Origin of the sequence: Desulfobacula sp. (genome assembly GCF_030145145.1) — a bacterium.
In the GTDB taxonomy this organism is placed as follows: Bacteria; Desulfobacterota; Desulfobacteria; order Desulfobacterales; family Desulfobacteraceae; genus Desulfobacula.
Genome location: NZ_JAQYWD010000036.1, coordinates 1 through 20,193, shown reverse-complemented (window position 1 = coordinate 20,193; position 20,193 = coordinate 1). Strand labels below are relative to the sequence as shown.

Sequence of the window (20,193 nt, the reverse complement as noted above, 5' to 3'; positions counted from 1 at the left end):
TATTCATTCTTTTGCATGACGGTTTCCTGCCATGCAAAAGAACATTGAAGTGTTAGTTTTTAATCATTTGCCGCAAAACATAGTGAAGGATCCCGCCATTTTTAATATAGTCGATCTCGATATCTGTGTTGAGTTTAGCAATGACGTCAAACCTTATCTGTTTGCCATCTTTTAGCGCGCTAACCGTTAAAAGACCATTGGGTTTAATTTGATTTACCTGTCTGATGTCAAAGATTTCATCCCCTTTAAGCCCCAATGATTCAAAGGATTCCCCTTCTTTGAAGATCAGTGGCAGAACCCCCATGCCCACAAGGTTGGATCGGTGGATTCGCTCAAAGGAGGTGGCAATGACTGCTTTTATCCCTAAAAGGCGGGTCCCTTTAGCGGCCCAGTCCCTTGAAGATCCGGTGCCGTATTCTGCGCCGCTGAAAACCACCAGATCGGTGTGTTCATCCCGGTATTTTTGGGAGGCATCAAACACGTAACACTGCTCATTTTCCGGAAATTTAACCGTGAGCCCACCCGTATCAGAGACCAATCGGTTTTTTATCCGGATATTGGCAAAGGTCCCTCTCATCATGACGTCATGGTTTCCCCGGCGAGATCCGTAGGAGTTGAAGTCCCAGGGTTTTACCCCGTTTTCAATCAGATACTTTCCTGCCGGGTAATCCACAGGAATGGCACCGGCCGGAGAGATATGATCCGTGGTCACGGAATCGCCTAAAACAAGCAGGGCTCTGGCGTCTTTGATATCCTCAAGATCCGTCAGATCCAGGGAAAAGTCCTGGAAAAAGGGGGGATTGCGAATGTAACGGGACGCTTCATCAAACTTGAACGTGGTGCTTTCCTCAACTTCAAGTTCCTGCCAGAGTTTGTCCCCTTTAAAAATATGGGCATACTGGTCTTTGAAGAACTTTTCGTGGACATAGGTTTCGACAAAATGATTGATTTCATCGGCTTCCGGCCAGATATCCGCCATAAAAACCGGCGTTCCCTCTTTTGAAATCCCCAGGGGCTCTGTTTTAAAATCGATATCAATTCTTCCGGCTATGGCATAGATGACAACAAGGATAGGTGACATTAAAAAATTGCCCGTGACATCCTGGTGTATTCTTGCCTCAAAATTCCGATTCCCCGAAAGAACCGACATGACATCCATCTCATTGGTTTTAATGGATTCTTCAATAAACGGATCAAGGGGGCCGCTGTTCCCGATACAGGTCATACACCCAAAACCGGTATTGTTAAACCCAAGCGCCTGGAAATAGTCCATTAACCCGGAGCCTTTCAGGTAATCCAGGACCACCCTGGAACCCGGGGACAGAGACGGTTTTACATACCAGGGTATGGACAGGCCTTTTTCAACGGCTTTTTTAGCAGCAAGGCCGGCACCGATCATGGTATAGGGATTGGAAGTGTTGGTGCAGGAGGTAATGGCCGCGATGACGACACTGCCGTTGGTGAGGGCCTGGGGCTTATTTTCAGGATTGATTTGAAGGGCTTTTCGATTCCCAAGGTCAAATATCTTTGTGGCCCTTTCTTTTACCCCGGAAAGGGAGATCCTGTCCTGGGGTCTTGAGGGGCCTGCAACTGAGGTTTCAATCAAAGAAAGATCCACGTCGATTCGTTTGGAAAATTGAATCTCATGGTCGTGGGTGTTAAATAATCCGCAGGCCTTGCAATAGGTTTCAACCCGGGCGGCTGTGTCCGACCGGTTTGTTTTTCTCAGGTAATTTAAGGTATGCTCATCAACCGGAAAGAAACCGGCGGTGGCCCCATATTCCGGTGACATGTTGGAAATGGTGGCCCGGTCCGTCAGTGTCAGATACCTTAACCCTGGGCCGGTATATTCAACAATTTTTTCCACCACATTTTCTTCACGAAGGATATGGGTCACATACAGGGCAATATCAGTTGAAGTGATTTGTTGTTTGGGTTTACCAATGAAATTGACCCCGATAATTTGGGGAAGGTTCATATAATAGGGTTGGCCCAGCATGACGGCTTCCGCCTCAATCCCACCGACGCCCCACCCCAGCACGCCCAATGCATTGATCATGGTGGTGTGGGAATCGGTGCCCACAAGGGTGTCCGGAAAGGCCTGGAGACCCTCCGGGGTCTGTTTGGTTGAAACAACCGTGGCCAGGTATTCAAGGTTGATCTGGTGACAAATTCCGGACTCCGGCGGGACAACCCTGAAATTGTCAAAGCTTTTCTGGGCCCATTTTAGCAGCTGATATCGTTCTTTATTCCGTTCATATTCTTTCTGGGCATTTAGGAAGAACGCATTTTTTTCTTTAAAATGATCCACCTGGATGGAGTGGTCAATGACCAGATCAACAGGGACCAGGGGATTTATTTTCCTGGGATCATCGCCGGCTTCATGGACCGCATTCCGCATGGCGGCAAAATCAACCACAGCCGGAACCCCTGTGAAATCCTGCATCAGGACTCTTGCCGGATAAAAGGGTATCAGTTCAGAGGTTTGCGCACAGGTGCCATAAAAGTTTGCCGCCGCGACAATGTCTGACCATTGAATAATGTTTGCATCCATATTTCGAGCCAGGTTTTCAATCAAGACCCTGGCTGCAAACGGAAGGGTGTTGATTTTTGCCAGGCCCATTTCTTCGAGTACATTGATATTGTAAACGATAAACGCCTGTTGGTTCATCATAAGGGTTTGCTTTAAACTGGGATCGGTCATTTGTCTGCTCCTTGGTGGTTTAATTTTTTTCTTGTGTTCTTAAGTCTTTTTTTAAAATTTTACCCACATTGGATTTGGGCAGCTCATGGCGGAACTCAACCTCAACCGGTAATTTGTATTTGGCCAGTTTTGTATTGCAGTATTCAATGACCTCATGCGCTGTCATTTCCTGATCTTCTTTGAGCACAATAAAGGCTTTTGCCGCTTCTCCGCGTTTTTTATGGGGGATACCCACACAACAGGCCTCAAGGATTTTGGGGTGTTCAAACAACACTTCTTCGATATCCCTTGGATAAACATTATACCCCCCGGAGATAATCATATCTTTAATGCGGTCCACAATATAAAAATACCCGTCCTCATCCATTTTGGCCACATCCCCGGTGCAGAGAAATCCATCCGGGGTCAGGGTTTTTTTCGTTTCCCCGGGGTTTTTGAGATATCCTTTCATGACTTGGGGACCCCGGATGAGAAGTTCACCGGATTCGCCAATGGGCATTTCCCGGGTGTTATCTTCCAGGTCCACAATTTTACAGTCGGTATTCGGAATTGGAACACCAATACTGCCGGGTTTCCTCACCCCGTTAAAGGGATTGACATGGGTGACCGGTGTGGATTCTGTCAGACCAAATCCTTCAACGATGATTGAACCGGTTTTTTCCTGGAAATTGTTGATCACATCCAGGGGCAGGGGGGCACTGCCGGAAAAACAGCCTTTGATACTGGTCAGGTCTGTATGGTCCAGATCAGGGTGGTCCAGGATACCGATATACATGGTGGGAACCATTGGGGCGAAGGTCACCTTGAATTTACTGATGGCTTCCAGCAATGGCTCCGGCTGGGGTTTGGGGACCAGGACGTTGGCCCATCCCATTTTAATGGCCAGGTTCATTGAAATTGACATGCCGAACACATGAAAGATCGGCAAGGCTCCCAGCATGACTTCAGCACCTCTTTTAAAGGTTGTAAACCAGACTTCACACTGCTGGATCTGGTAGCTGATGTTTCTATGGGTCAGTATGACCCCCTTTGACACCCCTGTTGTACCGCCGGTATACTGGTACATGGCCACATCATCCATGTCCACGTCTGCCTGGGTATAATCCGGCGGGGTTTTGGCGATGAGTTCTTTGAATTTATATAGATCCGGTGCCGGTGATACCTCTGCTGCCAGGCCTTTCCTTTTGGCCACCAACGGGAACAAAAGCCGTTTGGCAAAGGGCAGATAATCGCCGATTGAGGTATAAACAATGGTTTTAATCGCTGTTTTTCCCCGAAGTTTAACCATCCGGTTGGCCAGAAGATCCAGTGTAATCAAAAACGTGGCATTGGAATCAGTAAACTGGTGTTCCAACTCCCTGTCAGAATATAAGGGATTATTCAACACCACAATACCACCGATTTTAAGGGTGGCATAATAGGCCACAACACAGGGAATAACATTGGGCAGCAGTATGGCCACACTATCGCCTTTTTCCACCCCGAATCCCTTTAAAGCAGCAGCAAATTTTGCCACCATCTCATTGAGTTCTTTGAATGAAAGGGTAAACCCCTGGAAAATCAAGGCCGGGTGATCCGGGAAGGTCTGGGTGGATTCTTCCAGATATTGAGGCATCAGCACCTCCTGGAAGTCCACGGAATGGGTTACCCCTTGTTCATATGCGTTGAGCCATATCTTCTGTGCGTAGTCATTTCGGTCGGACACTTTCATTTCCTCTCTATTCTATGGTTTAAAAGCGATCTTTCATTTTGCGGGGGGATTAATCCAGCAGCGAAGATCCGGATTGACGTTTTTTTGACGAGATATTCTGCCCGATAATCCATCCCAGGAGCAGCACACCCACTCCGGCAAGGAACCATTTGATCATGTCTCTTTTAAACTGATCTTTATGGCTTTCCTCCAGTTGCGCAAGGTGGGCAGACAGTCGGCTGTTTTCCTTCTGAAGGTGGGTGTTTTTTTTCATCAATTCCTGAACATTTTTGGGTGGGTCCATCCGGAGGGGAGGGCTTCCCGGTTTGTCAGCGCTTTTTTTTAAATCAGCTTCAAGGGATTTGATGGTCTCTTTCAACGTCTGATGGGTGGATTCCAATTGTGAAATTTTATTTTCAAGTGCTTTGTTTTTTTGCTGTAATTGATCTATAATAAGGGTCTTTGGCGGTTCAAAAACAACAAACTTTTTATCGATCCAGCCGATTTCCCCGGATTGAAGTTCTACCTTGTAAAATCCGTTTTTTTCCTCCAGAATCGTCACCGGGGTATTGCTTTTTAATGTTTTTATCACCGCCTGGGTGTTGCCGGGGCCCTGTCGGAAACTTAACAGCAGCATATCCGAAACATATCCGGTTTCAGCAGGAGAGGGGGGGGGAAACAAACAAAGGATCATGGCCCCTATCATCAAATGAAAAAGTAATTTTTTCATATTTTTTGTGCCTCCATTGGTTTTTCTTGTTTCAATAGCAATCCCTGCCCCATTTTACAATAAAAAACTCTTGCAAAGAGTGGCATAACCGGAGTATCAATCAACCCTATGGTATAAAAAATTGAAAAACAGAGCCAAAAATAAATGAATCAGGCCTTTTATTATAAACTGTGTATCACCAATATCCTCAAAGGAGTTGAAGAGGGACTTTCCAAGTTTTCAAATCCCAGCAAGGTGGCATTAATTTATGCTGCACGAGAAGAGGACCCAATCTCTGTTCTGGATCCCCATAATATTTTGAGAGGTCATGAAACAAGACTAAAAGAAATTTATTATGATAACTGGGATGAGTGTCGTCAGGCAATCAAAAAAAAAATTTCGGGTCAGCCCCAGGGATATATACTGCCCGAAGAGAATCTGGCATTGTCGGGATTGATCTCTTATGGTGGATGCGCCAATGAATTCTTTTATCAGATGTGGTTGACAGATCATCATCCGGACATGTGTTCGATCCATCCCACGGAAAGGTGGCTGGAGCAGGCGGCATGCTTACTGGCCAATGATTATAAGTCCGGAATAGCAGCCATGAACTCCTCTGATTATGTTCTGAAAAATTATTCCCTGCAGGCGATTGCCGATTATATTGTGGATGAAAGAGATAAACATCTTGAATTTGACAGTAAAATTCAGATTCCGCCCATTTTAAACGATATTCTCAATATTTCCAAAACCCGGGAAGAGGGCGCGTGGGCCAGGGGGACGCTTTTTTTTACAGATCCGCAAAGAATTAATGACGTCTCTTTTATTACCCGGATACAAAAGCACGAACGTCCTGTTATCAGCAATGTAAAGCATATCCGGAAACTTCTGGTGGCAGTTGAAAATTCAGACAGAAAACTGGTATCAGATGGGTGTACCATTATCGGAATTGCAGACAGTGATATCCCTGCCTATGCCATAACCGCTGATTTCAGGGGGGATCATGGGTTTTTGAAACTGGGAAATGAAAAAATTGCGTCTTTTTTTGACGGCAGCTTTCATTCCACCACCCGGGAAGCAAAAATGGTGGAACTTGAGGAACTTCTGCTGGATTCAAATATTGATATGGAAAGTCCCATGCACCTGTTTCAAATTGTTTCACAACTGGTTCACAGTGCCGGGAGCGGGCGGTATGGATGCACCCTGGTGATCGACCTTAATGAAACACCGGTGCCGTTATCCGGTCATGTACTGGAGCCCTCCCTCAGCCTTCTGGAACCCAAGAATTTTAAACTTGCCAGGTCTCTTTTAAAGATCGATGGTGCTGTTCATATTACATCAAATCTGCGTATTCATGGATTCGGATGTTTGCTGGATGGAAAAACCATCAGCTGGGAAAACATGGCAAGAGGGGCAAGGTATAATTCTGCGTTAAGATTTTCTGCTGCGCACAACCATATCATTATTGTGGTTGTTTCGGCAGACAGGCCGGTATCCATTATTTATAATGGAATTGAAATAAATGCTTTCAGTCATTGGCGGCCGGTGTATCAATTTACACCGGAACCGGTGAGGCTGGAAAAATATTTGAATGGAGTAATATTATGACACATGACCACGATCACAACCACGACCACACGCATTCCCACGACCATGATAAAGACCACGGTCACGGTCACGACCACGACCACGGTCACGACCACGGGCATTCCCATGATCACGGCCCGGGTCATTCCCACAGCCATGACCATGGTCCCGTCCATGAATTGACCTTTGAGCAAAAACTGGAGACCTTGTTTGCGCATTGGATTGATCACAATGAAAGCCATAAGGATACGTTTTTTACCTGGGCCGGGCGGGCAAAAGAAGCGGGATTGGAAGCGGTTGCCGCAGATATTGAACAGGCAGGACAATTGTCTGAAAAAGTGACCCTTCTGCTCCGGGATGCATTGGAAAAGGTTAAAAAGATCGTTTAGGTGATTCTTTTTGAATACAATTGTGATATCAGCATACCCGCCATCATCAGTGCGCATCCCATAATGGCACGCCCGGACAGGATTTCATTTAAAATGAACCAGCCGCCAATGGCAGCCACAACCGATTCAAGACTTAAGATAATGGCTGCATGGGATGCCGGGCTGTTTTTTTGTCCGTAAATCTGGAGGGAATATGCCACGCCCACAGACAAAACACCGCCATACAGGAGCGGGATGGACACCCGTAAAATATCTGAGATCACAAACGTTTCAAAAATACCGGCTGTCAAAAGGCTTAAAAAAGCACACACCATGCATTGAACCAGTGAGAGGTGTGCCACGTTAAACCGATTGGACAGCCTGCCGATAATGATCAGGTGAAAGGCGAAGCAAACAGCTGAAAACAGGACCAAAAGATCTCCAAGACCCATGGTCATATTTTGGGTGACACTTAAAAGATACATGCCGATACTGGCCAGAACGGCTCCGATCCAGCTGGCCGCAGTGGTTTTTTCGTTTTTGATAAACAGGCTTAAAAAGGGGACAAAGACCACGTAAAGCCCGGTGATAAATCCTGCTTTGCCGGCGGTTGTATACACCAGGCCCACCTGCTGGAAGGAGATACCGCCAAATAGAAAAAGTCCTGAAATGATCCCTGACTTGATCAGGCCGTCAGTGTTTTTGCCGGATACCCTGTTGCGGGGTAAAAAAACAATGGGCAGTAAAGAGAGGCATCCTAAAACAAACCGGATACCATTAAAGGTAAACGGACCGATATGCGCCATCCCGATTCTTTGGGCCACAAAGGCCAGTCCCCAAATGGTTGCCACAAACAATAAAATAAAATCTGATTTAAACGTGTCTGATTTCATGGTATCCAAAAAACTAGGTTGTTCCGCAGTGGTTGCGGTATTAAAAAAAAGCATGTTCTAATATTAAAAACAAGGGTTCGTCAAGAAAATAAAATGAATACCGACGGGACAGATCAAAAAGAAATGGCCGGACAGAGATTGATGCTGGGATTTAATGGGATTGAATTGAATCAGGAGTTAAAACATGTGATCGGGGATATCAAAGCCGGCGGGATCATTTTGTTTAAACGAAATATTGTGTCTCCGCAACAGGTGACGTCCCTTTGTAACGACTGCCAGGATTATGCCGGGTCCTGCGGCTTGCCGCCGCTGTTTATCGCCACAGACCAGGAAGGCGGGACAGTGGCAAGACTGACAGAACCGTTCACGGTTTTCAAGGGCAATCCGTTTATCGAATCTGTCCGGGATGCTGAAAATTTTGCCGCCATCACAGCACAGGAACTGAACCAGGTCGGGATCAATATGAATTTTGCCCCGGTTCTGGATGTTGCGCCGGAAGGGGGGAGCAGCATCATGACCGACCGGGCTTTCAAGGGGACTGCCAACCGCGTGTCCCTGCTGGGCAGGCAAGTGATCCATACCCTGCAGGGCAAGAATATTATGGCAGTGGCCAAGCATTTCCCGGGTATCGGCAGGACGGTAAAGGATTCCCATTATCACCTGCCGGTGCTGGACATTGATCTTGAGACCCTGAAACGGTCTGACCTGGTCCCTTTCAGGGATGCCATAAATGAAGGGGTTTCAGGGATTATGATGTCGCATATCCTATACCCCTTGCTTGACCATCAGTGGCCGGCAAGCCTGTCTCCGTTGATTGCCCGTGATTTGCTGCGCAACCAGATGGGATACGACGGGCTGGTGATGACCGACGACCTGGACATGAAAGCCATTGTCCATGATATGACCACCTGCATCCGACAGATTTTGACCTCAGGGATTGATATGGCCCTGATCTGCCACAAGGGCCCTGATATTGATGTGGCGTATCATGAAATCATACGGCTGCTCACTGAAGATGAATCCCTTTTTTTGATGGGCAAAATATCTGTGGAGAGAATATTGCGATACAAGAAAAAATTTCTGGGAAAATGGGCTTAATCTATTCGTGTTCTTGAAAATACATCATGGTCAAGGGCACACAATGCCCCTTGCTGAATCATGGTATAGCCCCTTGCTGCGATCATGGCGGCATTGTCTCCGCACAGCGCCACAGGCGGGGCAAAGATGCTGATGCGGTTGTCTTTTGCTTTACCGGACAATTTATTCACAAAGGTCTGGTTGGCAGAGACCCCCCCGGTAACCCCAATGCGCCGACATTTTTTATGCAGGGCAGCATTGATGAGTTTTTGTGACAGCACATCAATGACCGCTTGTTGAAATGAGGCGGCGACCTGTGCCTTTTCATCGTCCGTGGTGATGGAATGATCGTGTATATACCGTGCCACGGAGGATTTAAGACCGCTGAAACTGAAGTCAAAGCTGCCTTTGTCCAGCATTGTCCGGGGAAAGGAAATGGCTTCCGGGGATTTGGTTTTGGCAAGGGCTTCAATGATCGGACCGCCGGGATAGCCCAACCCCAGCATTTTCGATACTTTGTCAAAGGCTTCTCCGGCCGCATCATCCCTTGTTTGTCCCAATAGTTCAAAGTTATCATGGGAGGTGACATGGTAAATATTGGTGTGTCCGCCGGAGACCACCAGGGCGATAAACGGGAAATCCGGTTTTTTGTCCATGAGAAATAAAGAATAGATATGGGCTTCCAGGTGATTGACGCCGGCAAACGGAAGTTTTCTTGCCCAGGCAAAGGATTTGGCAAAACAAAATCCCACCAGAAGTGCGCCGATGAGTCCGGGTCCCCGTGTTGCAGCTACGCCGTCTATATCCTCAAGGGTGATGCCGGCCTTATGTATGGCCTCATCCACCACCGGTGTAATGGCTTCAATGTGCATGCGGGATGCAAGTTCCGGTACAACCCCACCATATTTGTGGTGCACCTCGATCTGGGAGGCGACAACTGAAGATAAAATAATGGTGCCGTCCTGAACAATTGAAGCAGCCGTTTCATCACAGGAGGATTCAATCCCGAGGACTATCATGACACCTTAAAGGATCAGACCCATTGGACCTGGGGTTCATCGTTTTCCCGGGTTTCTATTTCACCGATAACATATGCGTTTTCGTTCATTACCACGAGTCTGTCCATGACATCCTGGGCAGATGTCTCAGGTACGGCAATCACCATGCCGATGCCATTGTTAAATGTCCGTTGCATCTCTTTATCCGATACAGACCCCTCTCGTTGAAGGATTTTGAAAACCGGCGGGACATCCCAAGCATCTTTATGGATAATGGCTTTACAGGTTTCAGGGATCACCCGGGTGATATTTTCATCAATGCCGCCACCGGTGATATGGACCAGGCCATGAACGGGCAGGTCTCTTAACAGGCTGATAATGGTGGGAACATAAATGATGGTTGGCTTTAAGAGTTCTTCGCCAAGGGTCGTGCCAAGGTCATCAAGCCTCGTGTGAATATCATACTTGCATTTGTCAAAAAATATCTTTCTGACAAGGGAAAATCCATTGGAGTGAACACCGTTTGATGCAAGCCCAATGAGTTTATGATTGTTCCTGATGTAGGATCCATCTATGATTTTATCATTGTCCACAAGCCCCACGGCAAATCCGGACAGATCATATTCCCCATTCTGATACAGTCCCGGCATTTCAGCGGTTTCACCGCCGATGAGGGCGCATCCGGCTTGATTGCATCCTTGTGCAATGCCCAATAGAATTTTTTCCGCCACCTCATTGTTTAATGTCCCCATGGCCAGGTAATCAAGGAAAAACAATGGCTTGGCACCTTGAACAATGATATCGTTAACACACATGGCCACAAGATCAATCCCAATGGTGTCATGTTTGTCCATCATGAAAGCGATTTTAAGCTTGGTGCCAACCCCGTCGGTTGAACTGACCAGAACCGGATTGGCAACATTGGAAAGATTCAAGGAGTAAAGGCCTCCAAATCCCCCTATCTCACCCATCACACCGGTTCGGGGAGTGGATTTTGCAATGTCTTTAATCCGATCAACCAGCTTGTTTGCTTTGTCTATATCAACACCTGAATCTGCATACGTCAAGGGGTTGCTCATTTATGGTCACCTTCCTCAATTTCATTGATTAAGCCTTCTAAAACCCTGCAATAATAACCAGAATCGCCTGAAAAGTCAAAAGCTTTTTGACATCGTCTATCGAATATTGTATTTACACTCATTTTAAACTTTAAGTGAATATCGGAGAATCTAAAGCGAATGAAAACAATCAATATTGGAATTTTAGGATATGGTGTTGTTGGCGCTGGTGTGGCAAAGCTTTTAAAACAGAAAAAACAATTGCTGGAATCACGAACCGGAGCTGTTTTAAACCTTAAGACCATTGCTGATATTGATATCACCACCGACCGAGGGGTTGACCTTGGCACAACAGCCCTGGTTTCCGATGCAAATGAGATTATCCATGACCCTGCCATTGATATTATTGTGGAAACCATTGGGGGCGACACCATTGCCAAAACCTTTATTTTAAACGCCCTGGAAAATAAAAAGCACGTGATCACCGCCAACAAAGCCCTTTTAGCCAGGTTTGGAAATGATCTTGTCAAGACCGCCAGGGAGAATCAGGTTGACCTGGCCTTTGAGGCCAGTTGCGGCGGGTGTATGCCCATTATCAAATCGTTGCGGGAATCCCTCGTGGCCAATGATATCAATGTCATGTCCGCCATTTTAAACGGGACCTGCAATTATATCCTGACGAAAATTTCCAAGGATGGTTCTTCTTTTGAAGACGCGTTAAAGGATGCCCAGGACCTGGGGTTTGCCGAGGCTGAACCGTCATTGGACATTGATGGATTTGATACCGCCCATAAACTTGCCATTTTAAATTCTCTTGCCCACGGCATGGAAATTAATTTAAATGACATTCATGTGGAAGGCATCCGCAATATCACACCAATGGATATTGCATTTGCAAAGGAATTCGGGTACACCATCAAACTTCTGGCCATTGGAAAAATTCATGGAAACCATGTGGAAGCAAGGGTGCACCCCACCATGATATCTGATTCAAATCCCCTGTCCCACGTTGATCAATCCATGAATGCCATAGCCATTGAGGCTGATGCCACGGGACAAACCATGTTGTACGGTCATGGTGCCGGCATGATGCCCACGGCCAGTGCGGTTTTAAGTGATATCGCAGATATTGCACGCAACATTATTTCAGGCATCAAAAGGCGGGTCCCGATTCTGGGATATCCTGAAGATAACATCAAATCGATACCCATTCTTCCCATGGAAGAGCTCCATACCCGATATTATCTTCGGTTTGAAGCCCAGGATCATCCGGGGGTGCTGTCTAAAATATCCGGCATCCTGGGAAAAAACAATATCAGTATTAAATCGGTCCACCAAAAAGGCCGAAACACCAATGGTAAAGTGCCGATTGTCATGATCACCCATATTGCAAAGGAAGCATTAGTGCAGGCGGCGCTGAAAGAAATCTCAACAGCCGATTCAGTTGTGGGGGATCCTGTTGTGATTAGAATCGAAGAAACGGACCAGGAGTAGCATAGCGTATGAAAATTTTAGTGGCAGATTTGGAAGGGGTGTTTTTACCGGAAATATGGATTAATGTTGCAAAAAAAACCGGGATAGAGGAGCTTAAACTGACCACCCGGGATATCAGTGATTATGATGTGCTGATGACCAAACGGCTATCCTTATTAAAAGAAAACAACTTAAAAATCCAGGATATCAGGGACGTCATTGCCACCCTGGACCCCCTGGACGGTGCACTGGAAACGTTAAACTGGATCAGGGAGCAGTCCCAGATTATCATTTTATCGGACACCTTTGAAGAGTTTGCCAAGCCGTTAATGGCAAAGTTGAATTTTCCCACGCTCTTGTGCCACAACCTGACCATTGATAAACAAGGCAATATCACGGATTACAATATCCGCATCGACCACCAGAAAAAAGAGGCGGTAAAGGCCTTAAAAGGATTGAATTATCATGTGATTGCTTTTGGAGATTCCTATAATGATATCGGGATGATCACCGAAGCAGACCAGGGATTCTTTTTTCGCCCGCCGGATTCGGTGATCACAGATTTTCCTGAAATTCCGGTGACAAGAACCTATTCGGAACTTAAAACCATGATCGGCACATTGTTAACTTCATGATCATCAATATTGACGATTTTAAAACGGTAAAAGTCCTTGTCATCGGTGACCTGATGATTGATGAGTACCTGTGGGGCAGTGTGGACCGGATTTCTCCGGAAGCACCGGTCCCGGTGGTGTGCGTACAAAGAGAAACCCATGCGTTAGGGGGGGCGGGAAATGTTATCAATAATCTTGTCTCCATGGGAGCAGAGGTTCAGGCCATTGGCACGGCGGGAACGGGCAGGGCCGGCCAGATGATATTTGAGAAGCTGGAAGAACTGGGGATTGAAACCGATGGCATCATCAGCGAGCCGGAACGGCCCACCACCCGGAAAACACGGATAATTGCATCCAATCAGCAGGTCCTGCGAATTGACAAGGAAATAAAGAGGGATATCAATGGTACCACCCTTAAAAAGCTTTTAAACATTATTGAGAGCAAAATTTCAGGGGTGAACCTGATTATTATTTCAGATTATAATAAAGGGTTGGTCACCAGAGAACTGGTCCAACAGACGGTTCAGCTGGCAAAGCCATATAAGGTCATGACCCTGGCCGACCCCAAATCGCTTGATTTTTCCAAATATGAGCAGGTCTCCATCCTTACCCCCAATAAAAAAGAGGCCGGTCTTGCCGCACATATGGATATTCAATCGGACCGGGATCTTGTTGCTGCCGGTTGGAAAATCATGGATCAGGTTCGGTTGGAAAGACTGCTCATCACCTGCGGCAAAGACGGTATGGTCCTGTTTGAGAAAGGAAAGGTCCCCTATACCATTGAGTCCAAAGCCCGACAGGTATTTGATGTTTCCGGTGCCGGGGATACCGTCATCTCGCTTCTGGGACTGGGGCTTGCCATCGGTGCCACCTTTAAAACCAGTGCACGGGTTGCCAATTCCGCAGCCGGAATCGTTGTCGGAAAGGTCGGAACGGCAACGGCATCCGTTGATGAATTAAAACAAGCCCTGGCAAATTAAAAAATATCCCCATTAAAAAATTAAAAACTTGACAGCAATAAAACTATTCTATATATTGCCTTTTGTTGATGCGGGGTGGAGCAGTCTGGTAGCTCGTCGGGCTCATAACCCGAAGGTCGTTGGTTCAAATCCTTCCCCCGCTACCAAAAATATTCAAAGCCTTGCCACGCAAGGCTTTTTGTATTTTTAGACCCCCGTTTTTTGATTTTGTGGACAACTTGTCCACAACGCTTGTCCACAAAAATCAGAAAATGGGGGTTTTATGATTCCAAAGTCACCATCCTATCTCAAGCGTGTAGGCACAAAATACCATTTCAGGTTTCGTTTCCCAAAAAAATACTGTAATTATCTATCCGGTGAACTTATTTTAGGTTTACGGACAGGGAACTTATTCAGGGCCAGAGCCTTGGCATCCATGCTTGCCAATGAAACGCAATATTTTATTAAAAAGGAGGCCGCACACATGGCAGCCACAAAAAAAGAGATCAAAGCGGCTTTGGGTGCATATCTAAGGGCAAAGCTTGACTTGAATGAAGACGACCGCAGTACCCGTGATTATGTGGTGCCCGGAAGACCAGAGAAACTGCAAAGCCCGGATGGACAAATATTACACATATATCCCCCTGGTGCTGTAATCCCTGAAAAAGAAGGCTTAGAAATTACAGCCCTGACCTATCAGGATCATTTAACGGGAGCTGAAACCATCCCCCAGGATGAGGCGATACAGTCTTTTTTGAAGGCATCAGGTATGCCTGATATAAAAAAAGATGATCCGATATATCAGTTTGCAGGCCGTGAACTTATAAAGGTAAAGCAGGCCATGAATAGAATCGAGCAGGAACGTTCACAAGGCCTTTATAACAGCCCCACAGAGCTTTCTATTCTTTCAGCATATCCTGAACAGCCACAAGGCCCGGTTATTGAAGAAAAAAAAGAAACACGGCTTATTTCGGAAGTGGTTGAACAATATATTTCTGAAAATGTTTCAGATGGCAATTGGAAGGCTTCAACCCTAAAGGAATATAAAGCCCATTTGATCCAATTTACAGAAATGGTGGGGGATTGCCCTTTGGTTGACATGACCCATGAAACCACCAGGGCCTTTTTTGATGATTTAAAGAAAATTCCTACCAACCGGAAAAAAGCAATAGCTTATCGTGATAAATCCATTATGGAATTATTGGAAATGGAAATTCCCAAGGAAAAGTTAATTTCTGGAAAGACGATCAATAATATTATGACAAGCCTTTCAGCTTTTTATAATTGGTGTGTTGTCCGGGAATACATGCCCCAGGATTACACCCGGAAAATGCGGATAAAAATTGAAAAAAGAGCAGACGAACTGAAAGACTCCTTTACCGAATCGGATTTAAAACAGCTTTTTGCTAATTTAAGCCCTTACAATGACAATCCCGGCCAGATCCACAGATGGTGGATACCCATGATAGGGCTTTATACGGGGGCCAGGCTTGAGGAAATATCACAACTTCATGTCAGCGATATCAGGCAGGAACGCGGTGTGTGGGTTTTTGACGTTAATGATTTGGATAATAAAGAACTCAAGAACAAATCTTCAAGGCGGCTTATTCCCATACATAATTCTATAATGAAATCCGGTTTCCTTGAATATCATGATAAGATAAAGGTTGAGGGCCACAAACGCTTGTTCCCGCATTTAAAACCAATGAAGGGTAAATGCGGGCATTACATCAGCCGATGGTTCAGCCCATATCTTGAAAAGTTGGGGATAAAGACAGCAGCCCATAATGTTTCGTATCATTCTTTTCGACATACCTTTATTACCGGGGCTAAACACATAGGGCTTGAGGAAAGCCATGTGAGTCAGCTTGTGGGTCATGCTACCACATCAATAACCTTTGGCCGTTATGGGAAAGGTTATGATGTGGCCAGACTCAAAGAGATTATTGATCAGGTTGTTTTTTCGTTATAGACCATTCCCGGCCCTGATACATCCATTCAGGGCCGGGAATGACCTTGGTAATGACCTATTCATACACAATCCACCCCGAACTAAAAACAAGCAGAACCCTATCAACAAAGCCTTTCAGCCCATTATACCCCCCCTTATACTGAAAGGTGAGCGCAGGCGAACCCCTCTATTATTTACAGCAGGATATAAGCCCCTTCTATAGACACATGTTCCCTTGGAGATCAAAGAACGCCTACTCCCTAATAAGCCCCTTTTCTATATCAACCTGGGAGCGGAGCGACCAGGGGCACACTTTACTGTGATTCCCCATGTGCTGGCTTTCTTTTTCCCTTTGGAGATCAAAGACGCTATCCATTTTTCATAACCTGATATTCCCTGTTTTTATTTCCCCTGTTTATTCAAGTGGTTAGAGCAGTTAAAATTAACGGCTCTAAATTCCTCACTGCCGGGGCCTGCATCAGGGCTTTTTCCATGGCGTTAAAAACTGCAATGAATTGTTCCATAAATAAACCGGCCTTCTTTCCGGAGAACCTTGAAACCAGAAAGGTGAAGCCGTCTTTTGTGATTTCATAACTTGGCCTAAGTTCCCATTTTTTATCAATATATTCAACGCCCCTAAAATTAGGGAGGTGAAATTTAGCATTGCAATTAAGGTTTTTAATCTTTTTTAATACATCATCATGCCGTTTCCCATACACCTCGGCAACCTTCAAACTGGTGGTAGTGAGCCTGCCGTCTTCGTCCAAGGTAACAAGGCCTTCCGGCAATTCAATGGACGGTATCGGCATGGATTTATTTTTCCCTGTTTATCCAGATAGTTAGACACCTTAATTTTAAGGTGTCTAACCACTTTTACTAAAAAGTCGAATAAAGTGTTGACACTTTGACAAAATATAGTAAAAGTTTACGTATAATTTTAGAATGTGTCAACATTTTTTTAAACTTTTTATTATTTATTTCAGTAGCTTATAAAAAATAGTGCTTTACATAGTATTTCGAATAGATTACTTTTCTAACATGGTTAAGATCAAATTTTATTTATCCAAAAAGGAGAAAAGTATGAAACGTATTCAGATCGTATCAGATGAAATTGTGTCCTTAAAAGAAGACTTTGAATCAACCTCAAACCCTGACACCTATGTCCGCCCAAACGGTGATACAGCGGTGCTTATGGGCGACGGGCATTGCCTTCTTATTAGAAATGATGACAACCCGGTGACAGTCATGTAACACAAAGCACCATATTTTAATTTATCAATGGCCCTGGAAAGTAAAATCCAGGGCCATTGATGTTTTTAAGTAAAAGTTAATTAGTTGTTTTTTTATACAAAGATATTTTGGAGGGAATCTAAAATTTTTATTAGGCACTTTAAAAAAAACCATTTCCATAGAAGCCCGTCATTAAAGGGCTTGAGATTTGACCACCTGGAAAAATTGCCTAATAACCCCGTTTATATAGGGATGTTGAAAAAATAAAAGAAATTTAACACATGAAAGAGGTTCCCCAAAATGAAACCAGAACAGAATAATGAGACGGTGCAAATCTTCACAGCGGGTATGACTTCCATTAGCCCGCCGGATGAACTTACCGCATCAAAAAAACAGATGGATGGTAAAATGAAAATACAATCTGAACACAAAAGAGGGATCGTTGATTGCTTTTCAAAATCGTCACAATGTAATTTCAAAGTGGTTCTGACAAAATCAGCACCGTTTATGGCGCATTTTATAAGCCTGAATCCACATGACGCATTCTTTTTCGGTCATAAAGGGGCTAAGGCCAGGATTAAGCGTTTTGATACCATTAGAAAGAAGGTAATGGCATGGCTTGAGGAAAGAAATATTTCAGGATTTGTCAAGGTCGAGTATGAATGTCGAAAATCAGGATATTTCATAGGCCAGACCTTGCCGCATATGCACATTGTAGCCACCAAAGAATTTGAAAAATACGATAAAGAGTTTAAAGATTTCTGGTTGGGGAACCAAGAACTGGAAAAGCCGGGATATTATAGTTATTTGGATAAAGCAGCCGCCAAAAGCTATGATTCCCGGCCTATTCAGACCAATACAAAGGCATGGATACCCTACTTTTGTAAACCCCACGATAACCGGGCACTTTTGGCCCTGGACGGCTATTACATAGAAAAGGGCCGTAGAAAAGAATACCACGCCGGTTTCTCAATTGGTAGAGCATGGTTTAAAATCGGTATCCCGCCCGTAGAAGTAGTGCCCAAACAAGAATTGAACCCAACCGAAGGCAAAATATTTAGACGGCTATTAAAAAATTATATAGCAGCCCAGGTCAAAAATCACAGCAACGGGAAGCGCACCATTTCCACCGGTCGAAAACTAAGCATTATGAATCAGGGAAACGGAGTAAATGCGTTTATCGGTAAAGTCGATGCCTACCGGCTGCTTGATTTGGCCAGGGAGCTTGCAAGGACAAAAGCAGCCCCTAAACGGTGTGCATTGCATACCCACCATAAATGCCATGGGTTTGCAGCAGAAGGGCAAGAGTTCTGCCCCGACTGTTTGCGTAAATTGGGCACTTACATGGCCGCCATTTGGTTGAAATTTTATGAAGACAGAAAAAAGGCAGCATAAGGAAAAAATATGAAACAACAAGCGATTGAAATAATTATTAAAACCACTGAGAAGAAACTTAAATCCGATAAAATTAAAAAGCAGATTATAATTACACAGCTAAACCATTCCCCCGGTGAAACTCCATGTAAAATGGCCGATTTTGGGTGTCAAAGGCTTGCAGCCGATGGAGAGTGGTTTTGTCCTGCCTGCCTGCGGAACATTGAAAAGGTGATTCCATCAGAGGAAACAACCGAATAAAATGGCCCTTCCCACAAAAGGAAAAGTGTCACCTGGCTTAGTCAGGGATAAAAGCGGTATTTTGCGCTCCAAATTGCTTTTGCAAGCCGAAGAAAACAGCCCGGCAGGTTTTATGGCATGGCTGAAATATTTTGAACCCAGGGTTTTAAATTTAAAAAACAAATATGAAGTCTTCAAGCCCACAGCCCACCAGCAACTTTTAATAGACAAATGTCTTGCTGCAAAGGGCCGTGGATTTATTTACAATTTGGTTTTGAATATCGAACCACGCCGTCATGGGAAAAGCACCTTGTTCATGCTGGTTGTTCTATGGCTTTTGACCACAAGAGACAATTTCACTATTCAGTTACTTGGAAACGAAGAGAGTCACAGCCGCCGCACCCAGTTTAACCGGCTTGTGAAAACGATTGAACGTAGTCCTAAATTATGGGCGCTTGTGGCCGAGAAGAAGACTCTTGAGATATCAAAAGTTGAAATTCGCCGGATTCATAAAAAGAGAATTACAAGCGTTATCCAATCAATGCGGGGCTTAAATATGGCCGCCAGCTTTGGCGACAGGTGCAACCTGTTATGGGTATCCGATTTCCATGCCTGCCCTGATACATCAGTATTCAATGCATGGCAGGCCAGCCTTTTGGATAGCCAGGACACACTTATTTTGGTGGATTCCAACACCGATGGTTTCGGCGGTCATGTCCATAACCTGCAAGAGGCCTGTGAGATTGACCCGGATATGGTCTGCAATCACCTGTTTTATAAAGATTGGGACGATTACAATAAACGGGCACCCAAATGGATTGATAGGAAAAAAGCAAAGGCCCTTGAAAAAACCTTACTGCCCGACGAGTTCAAGCGGGATATTTTGGGCATCAGAACCCAAAGTATTAACAATCTGTTTTCCCATAACATTATCACCGGCATTCAGAAGGATTACCCGTTACCTGTAACACCCGAACAGGTTAAGGAATTGACTCAGGGCCGTGAATATTTTGTGGGTGCTGGTTTGGACAGGGCAAAGAATTTGATTCAGACTTCAAAATCCGATGCCAGTATATGGACGGTTGTTCTAAAAATTCAAAATCCAGGCAAAGAGTCGCAGTTTGTAACTTTGAATCAAGTCAATTTTAAGGTCAATACGGAAAAACTGATTGTAAAACAAATTCTGAAAGACCATGAACGCTACAATCTAAACGCCGTGACCCTGGAAAATTATGAAGTATCCGGCCTTTACCACCGCTTAGTGGAGC

General features: G+C 45.1%; 18 protein-coding genes and 1 tRNA gene. 12 read left to right on the top strand and 7 right to left on the bottom strand.

The annotated features are described in order from the left end of the window. Positions 1–52 precede the first annotated feature (52 nt). From acnA to Q1Q15_RS18970, 3 genes are read right to left on the bottom strand one after another with little or no spacing between them, the layout of a single operon-like run. Positions 53–2,704, bottom strand: a complete 2,652-nt coding sequence (gene acnA, locus Q1Q15_RS18980; RefSeq protein ID WP_300463548.1) for an aconitate hydratase AcnA — start codon at positions 2,702–2,704, stop codon at positions 53–55. Between the two features lie 19 nt (positions 2,705–2,723). Further along, positions 2,724–4,409: a long-chain fatty acid--CoA ligase gene (locus Q1Q15_RS18975; protein ID WP_300463545.1), complete on the bottom strand. Its 1,686-nt coding sequence runs from the start codon at positions 4,407–4,409 to the stop codon at positions 2,724–2,726. 55 nt (positions 4,410–4,464) lie between these two features. After that, the gene (locus Q1Q15_RS18970; RefSeq protein ID WP_300463542.1) at positions 4,465–5,124 is read right to left on the bottom strand and encodes a TIGR04211 family SH3 domain-containing protein; all 660 of its coding nucleotides are present in this window, start codon (positions 5,122–5,124) and stop codon (positions 4,465–4,467) included. A gap of 144 nt (positions 5,125–5,268) precedes the next feature. Here Q1Q15_RS18970 and Q1Q15_RS18965 point away from each other — a divergent pair, with 144 nt between their 5' ends. Then, positions 5,269–6,711: a DNA integrity scanning protein DisA nucleotide-binding domain protein gene (locus tag Q1Q15_RS18965; RefSeq protein ID WP_300463539.1), complete on the top strand. Its 1,443-nt coding sequence runs from the start codon at positions 5,269–5,271 to the stop codon at positions 6,709–6,711. Next, the gene (locus Q1Q15_RS18960; RefSeq protein WP_300463537.1) at positions 6,708–7,079 is read left to right on the top strand and encodes a hypothetical protein; all 372 of its coding nucleotides are present in this window, start codon (positions 6,708–6,710) and stop codon (positions 7,077–7,079) included. Before Q1Q15_RS18965 ends, Q1Q15_RS18960 begins: the two co-directional genes overlap by 4 nt. On the opposite strand, the gene Q1Q15_RS18955 is transcribed toward Q1Q15_RS18960, so the two are convergent. Then, on the bottom strand, positions 7,076–7,951 hold the full coding sequence (locus Q1Q15_RS18955; RefSeq protein WP_300463534.1) for a DMT family transporter: 876 nt from the start codon (positions 7,949–7,951) through the stop codon (positions 7,076–7,078). The two genes, Q1Q15_RS18960 and Q1Q15_RS18955, sit on opposite strands and share 4 nt — an antisense overlap. Before the next feature lie 93 nt (positions 7,952–8,044). Here Q1Q15_RS18955 and nagZ point away from each other — a divergent pair, with 93 nt between their 5' ends. Then, positions 8,045–9,049: a beta-N-acetylhexosaminidase gene (gene nagZ, locus Q1Q15_RS18950; RefSeq protein WP_300463531.1), complete on the top strand. Its 1,005-nt coding sequence runs from the start codon at positions 8,045–8,047 to the stop codon at positions 9,047–9,049. Here the strand turns inward: nagZ and tsaD are convergent. Continuing rightward, positions 9,046–10,047: a tRNA (adenosine(37)-N6)-threonylcarbamoyltransferase complex transferase subunit TsaD gene (gene tsaD / locus Q1Q15_RS18945; protein WP_300463528.1), complete on the bottom strand. Its 1,002-nt coding sequence runs from the start codon at positions 10,045–10,047 to the stop codon at positions 9,046–9,048. The two genes, nagZ and tsaD, sit on opposite strands and share 4 nt — an antisense overlap. A gap of 14 nt (positions 10,048–10,061) precedes the next feature. After that, entirely contained in the window at positions 10,062–11,105 is a 1,044-nt protein-coding gene (gene purM / locus Q1Q15_RS18940; RefSeq protein ID WP_300463525.1) for a phosphoribosylformylglycinamidine cyclo-ligase, read from the bottom strand. Between the two features lie 159 nt (positions 11,106–11,264). Here purM and Q1Q15_RS18935 point away from each other — a divergent pair, with 159 nt between their 5' ends. The 5 genes from Q1Q15_RS18935 (at position 11,265) to Q1Q15_RS18915 (ending at position 16,102) form a co-directional block, all read left to right on the top strand. After that, a complete protein-coding gene (locus Q1Q15_RS18935) occupies positions 11,265–12,578 on the top strand; it encodes a homoserine dehydrogenase (RefSeq protein ID WP_300463523.1) in 1,314 nt (437 codons plus the stop codon). An 8-nt stretch (positions 12,579–12,586) separates the two neighbouring features. Then, positions 12,587–13,192: a bifunctional phosphoserine phosphatase/homoserine phosphotransferase ThrH gene (gene thrH, locus Q1Q15_RS18930; RefSeq protein ID WP_300463522.1), complete on the top strand. Its 606-nt coding sequence runs from the start codon at positions 12,587–12,589 to the stop codon at positions 13,190–13,192. Then, positions 13,189–14,151, top strand: a complete 963-nt coding sequence (gene rfaE1 / locus Q1Q15_RS18925; protein ID WP_300463520.1) for a D-glycero-beta-D-manno-heptose-7-phosphate kinase — start codon at positions 13,189–13,191, stop codon at positions 14,149–14,151. Before thrH ends, rfaE1 begins: the two co-directional genes overlap by 4 nt. 69 nt (positions 14,152–14,220) lie before the next feature. Beyond that, positions 14,221–14,297, top strand: a tRNA-Met gene (locus tag Q1Q15_RS18920). 317 nt (positions 14,298–14,614) lie between these two features. Next, the gene (locus Q1Q15_RS18915) at positions 14,615–16,102 is read left to right on the top strand and encodes a site-specific integrase (RefSeq protein WP_300463518.1); all 1,488 of its coding nucleotides are present in this window, start codon (positions 14,615–14,617) and stop codon (positions 16,100–16,102) included. A gap of 398 nt (positions 16,103–16,500) precedes the next feature. Here the strand turns inward: Q1Q15_RS18915 and Q1Q15_RS18910 are convergent, their stop codons facing one another. After that, positions 16,501–16,848, bottom strand: a complete 348-nt coding sequence (locus Q1Q15_RS18910; protein ID WP_300463515.1) for a Rha family transcriptional regulator — start codon at positions 16,846–16,848, stop codon at positions 16,501–16,503. A gap of 313 nt (positions 16,849–17,161) precedes the next feature. Between Q1Q15_RS18910 and Q1Q15_RS18905 the strand changes: the two genes are divergently transcribed. From Q1Q15_RS18905 to Q1Q15_RS18890, 4 genes are all read left to right on the top strand, one after another. Continuing rightward, entirely contained in the window at positions 17,162–17,332 is a 171-nt protein-coding gene (locus Q1Q15_RS18905) for a hypothetical protein (RefSeq protein WP_300463513.1), read from the top strand. A 279-nt stretch (positions 17,333–17,611) separates the two neighbouring features. Next, a complete protein-coding gene (locus tag Q1Q15_RS18900) occupies positions 17,612–18,706 on the top strand; it encodes a hypothetical protein (protein WP_300463510.1) in 1,095 nt (364 codons plus the stop codon). A gap of 9 nt (positions 18,707–18,715) precedes the next feature. Next, on the top strand, positions 18,716–18,946 hold the full coding sequence (locus tag Q1Q15_RS18895; RefSeq protein WP_300463507.1) for a hypothetical protein: 231 nt from the start codon (positions 18,716–18,718) through the stop codon (positions 18,944–18,946). A 1-nt stretch (position 18,947) separates the two neighbouring features. Further along, positions 18,948–20,193: hypothetical protein (locus Q1Q15_RS18890; RefSeq protein ID WP_300463504.1), on the top strand; the 1,246-nt coding region annotated here is incomplete at its 3' end.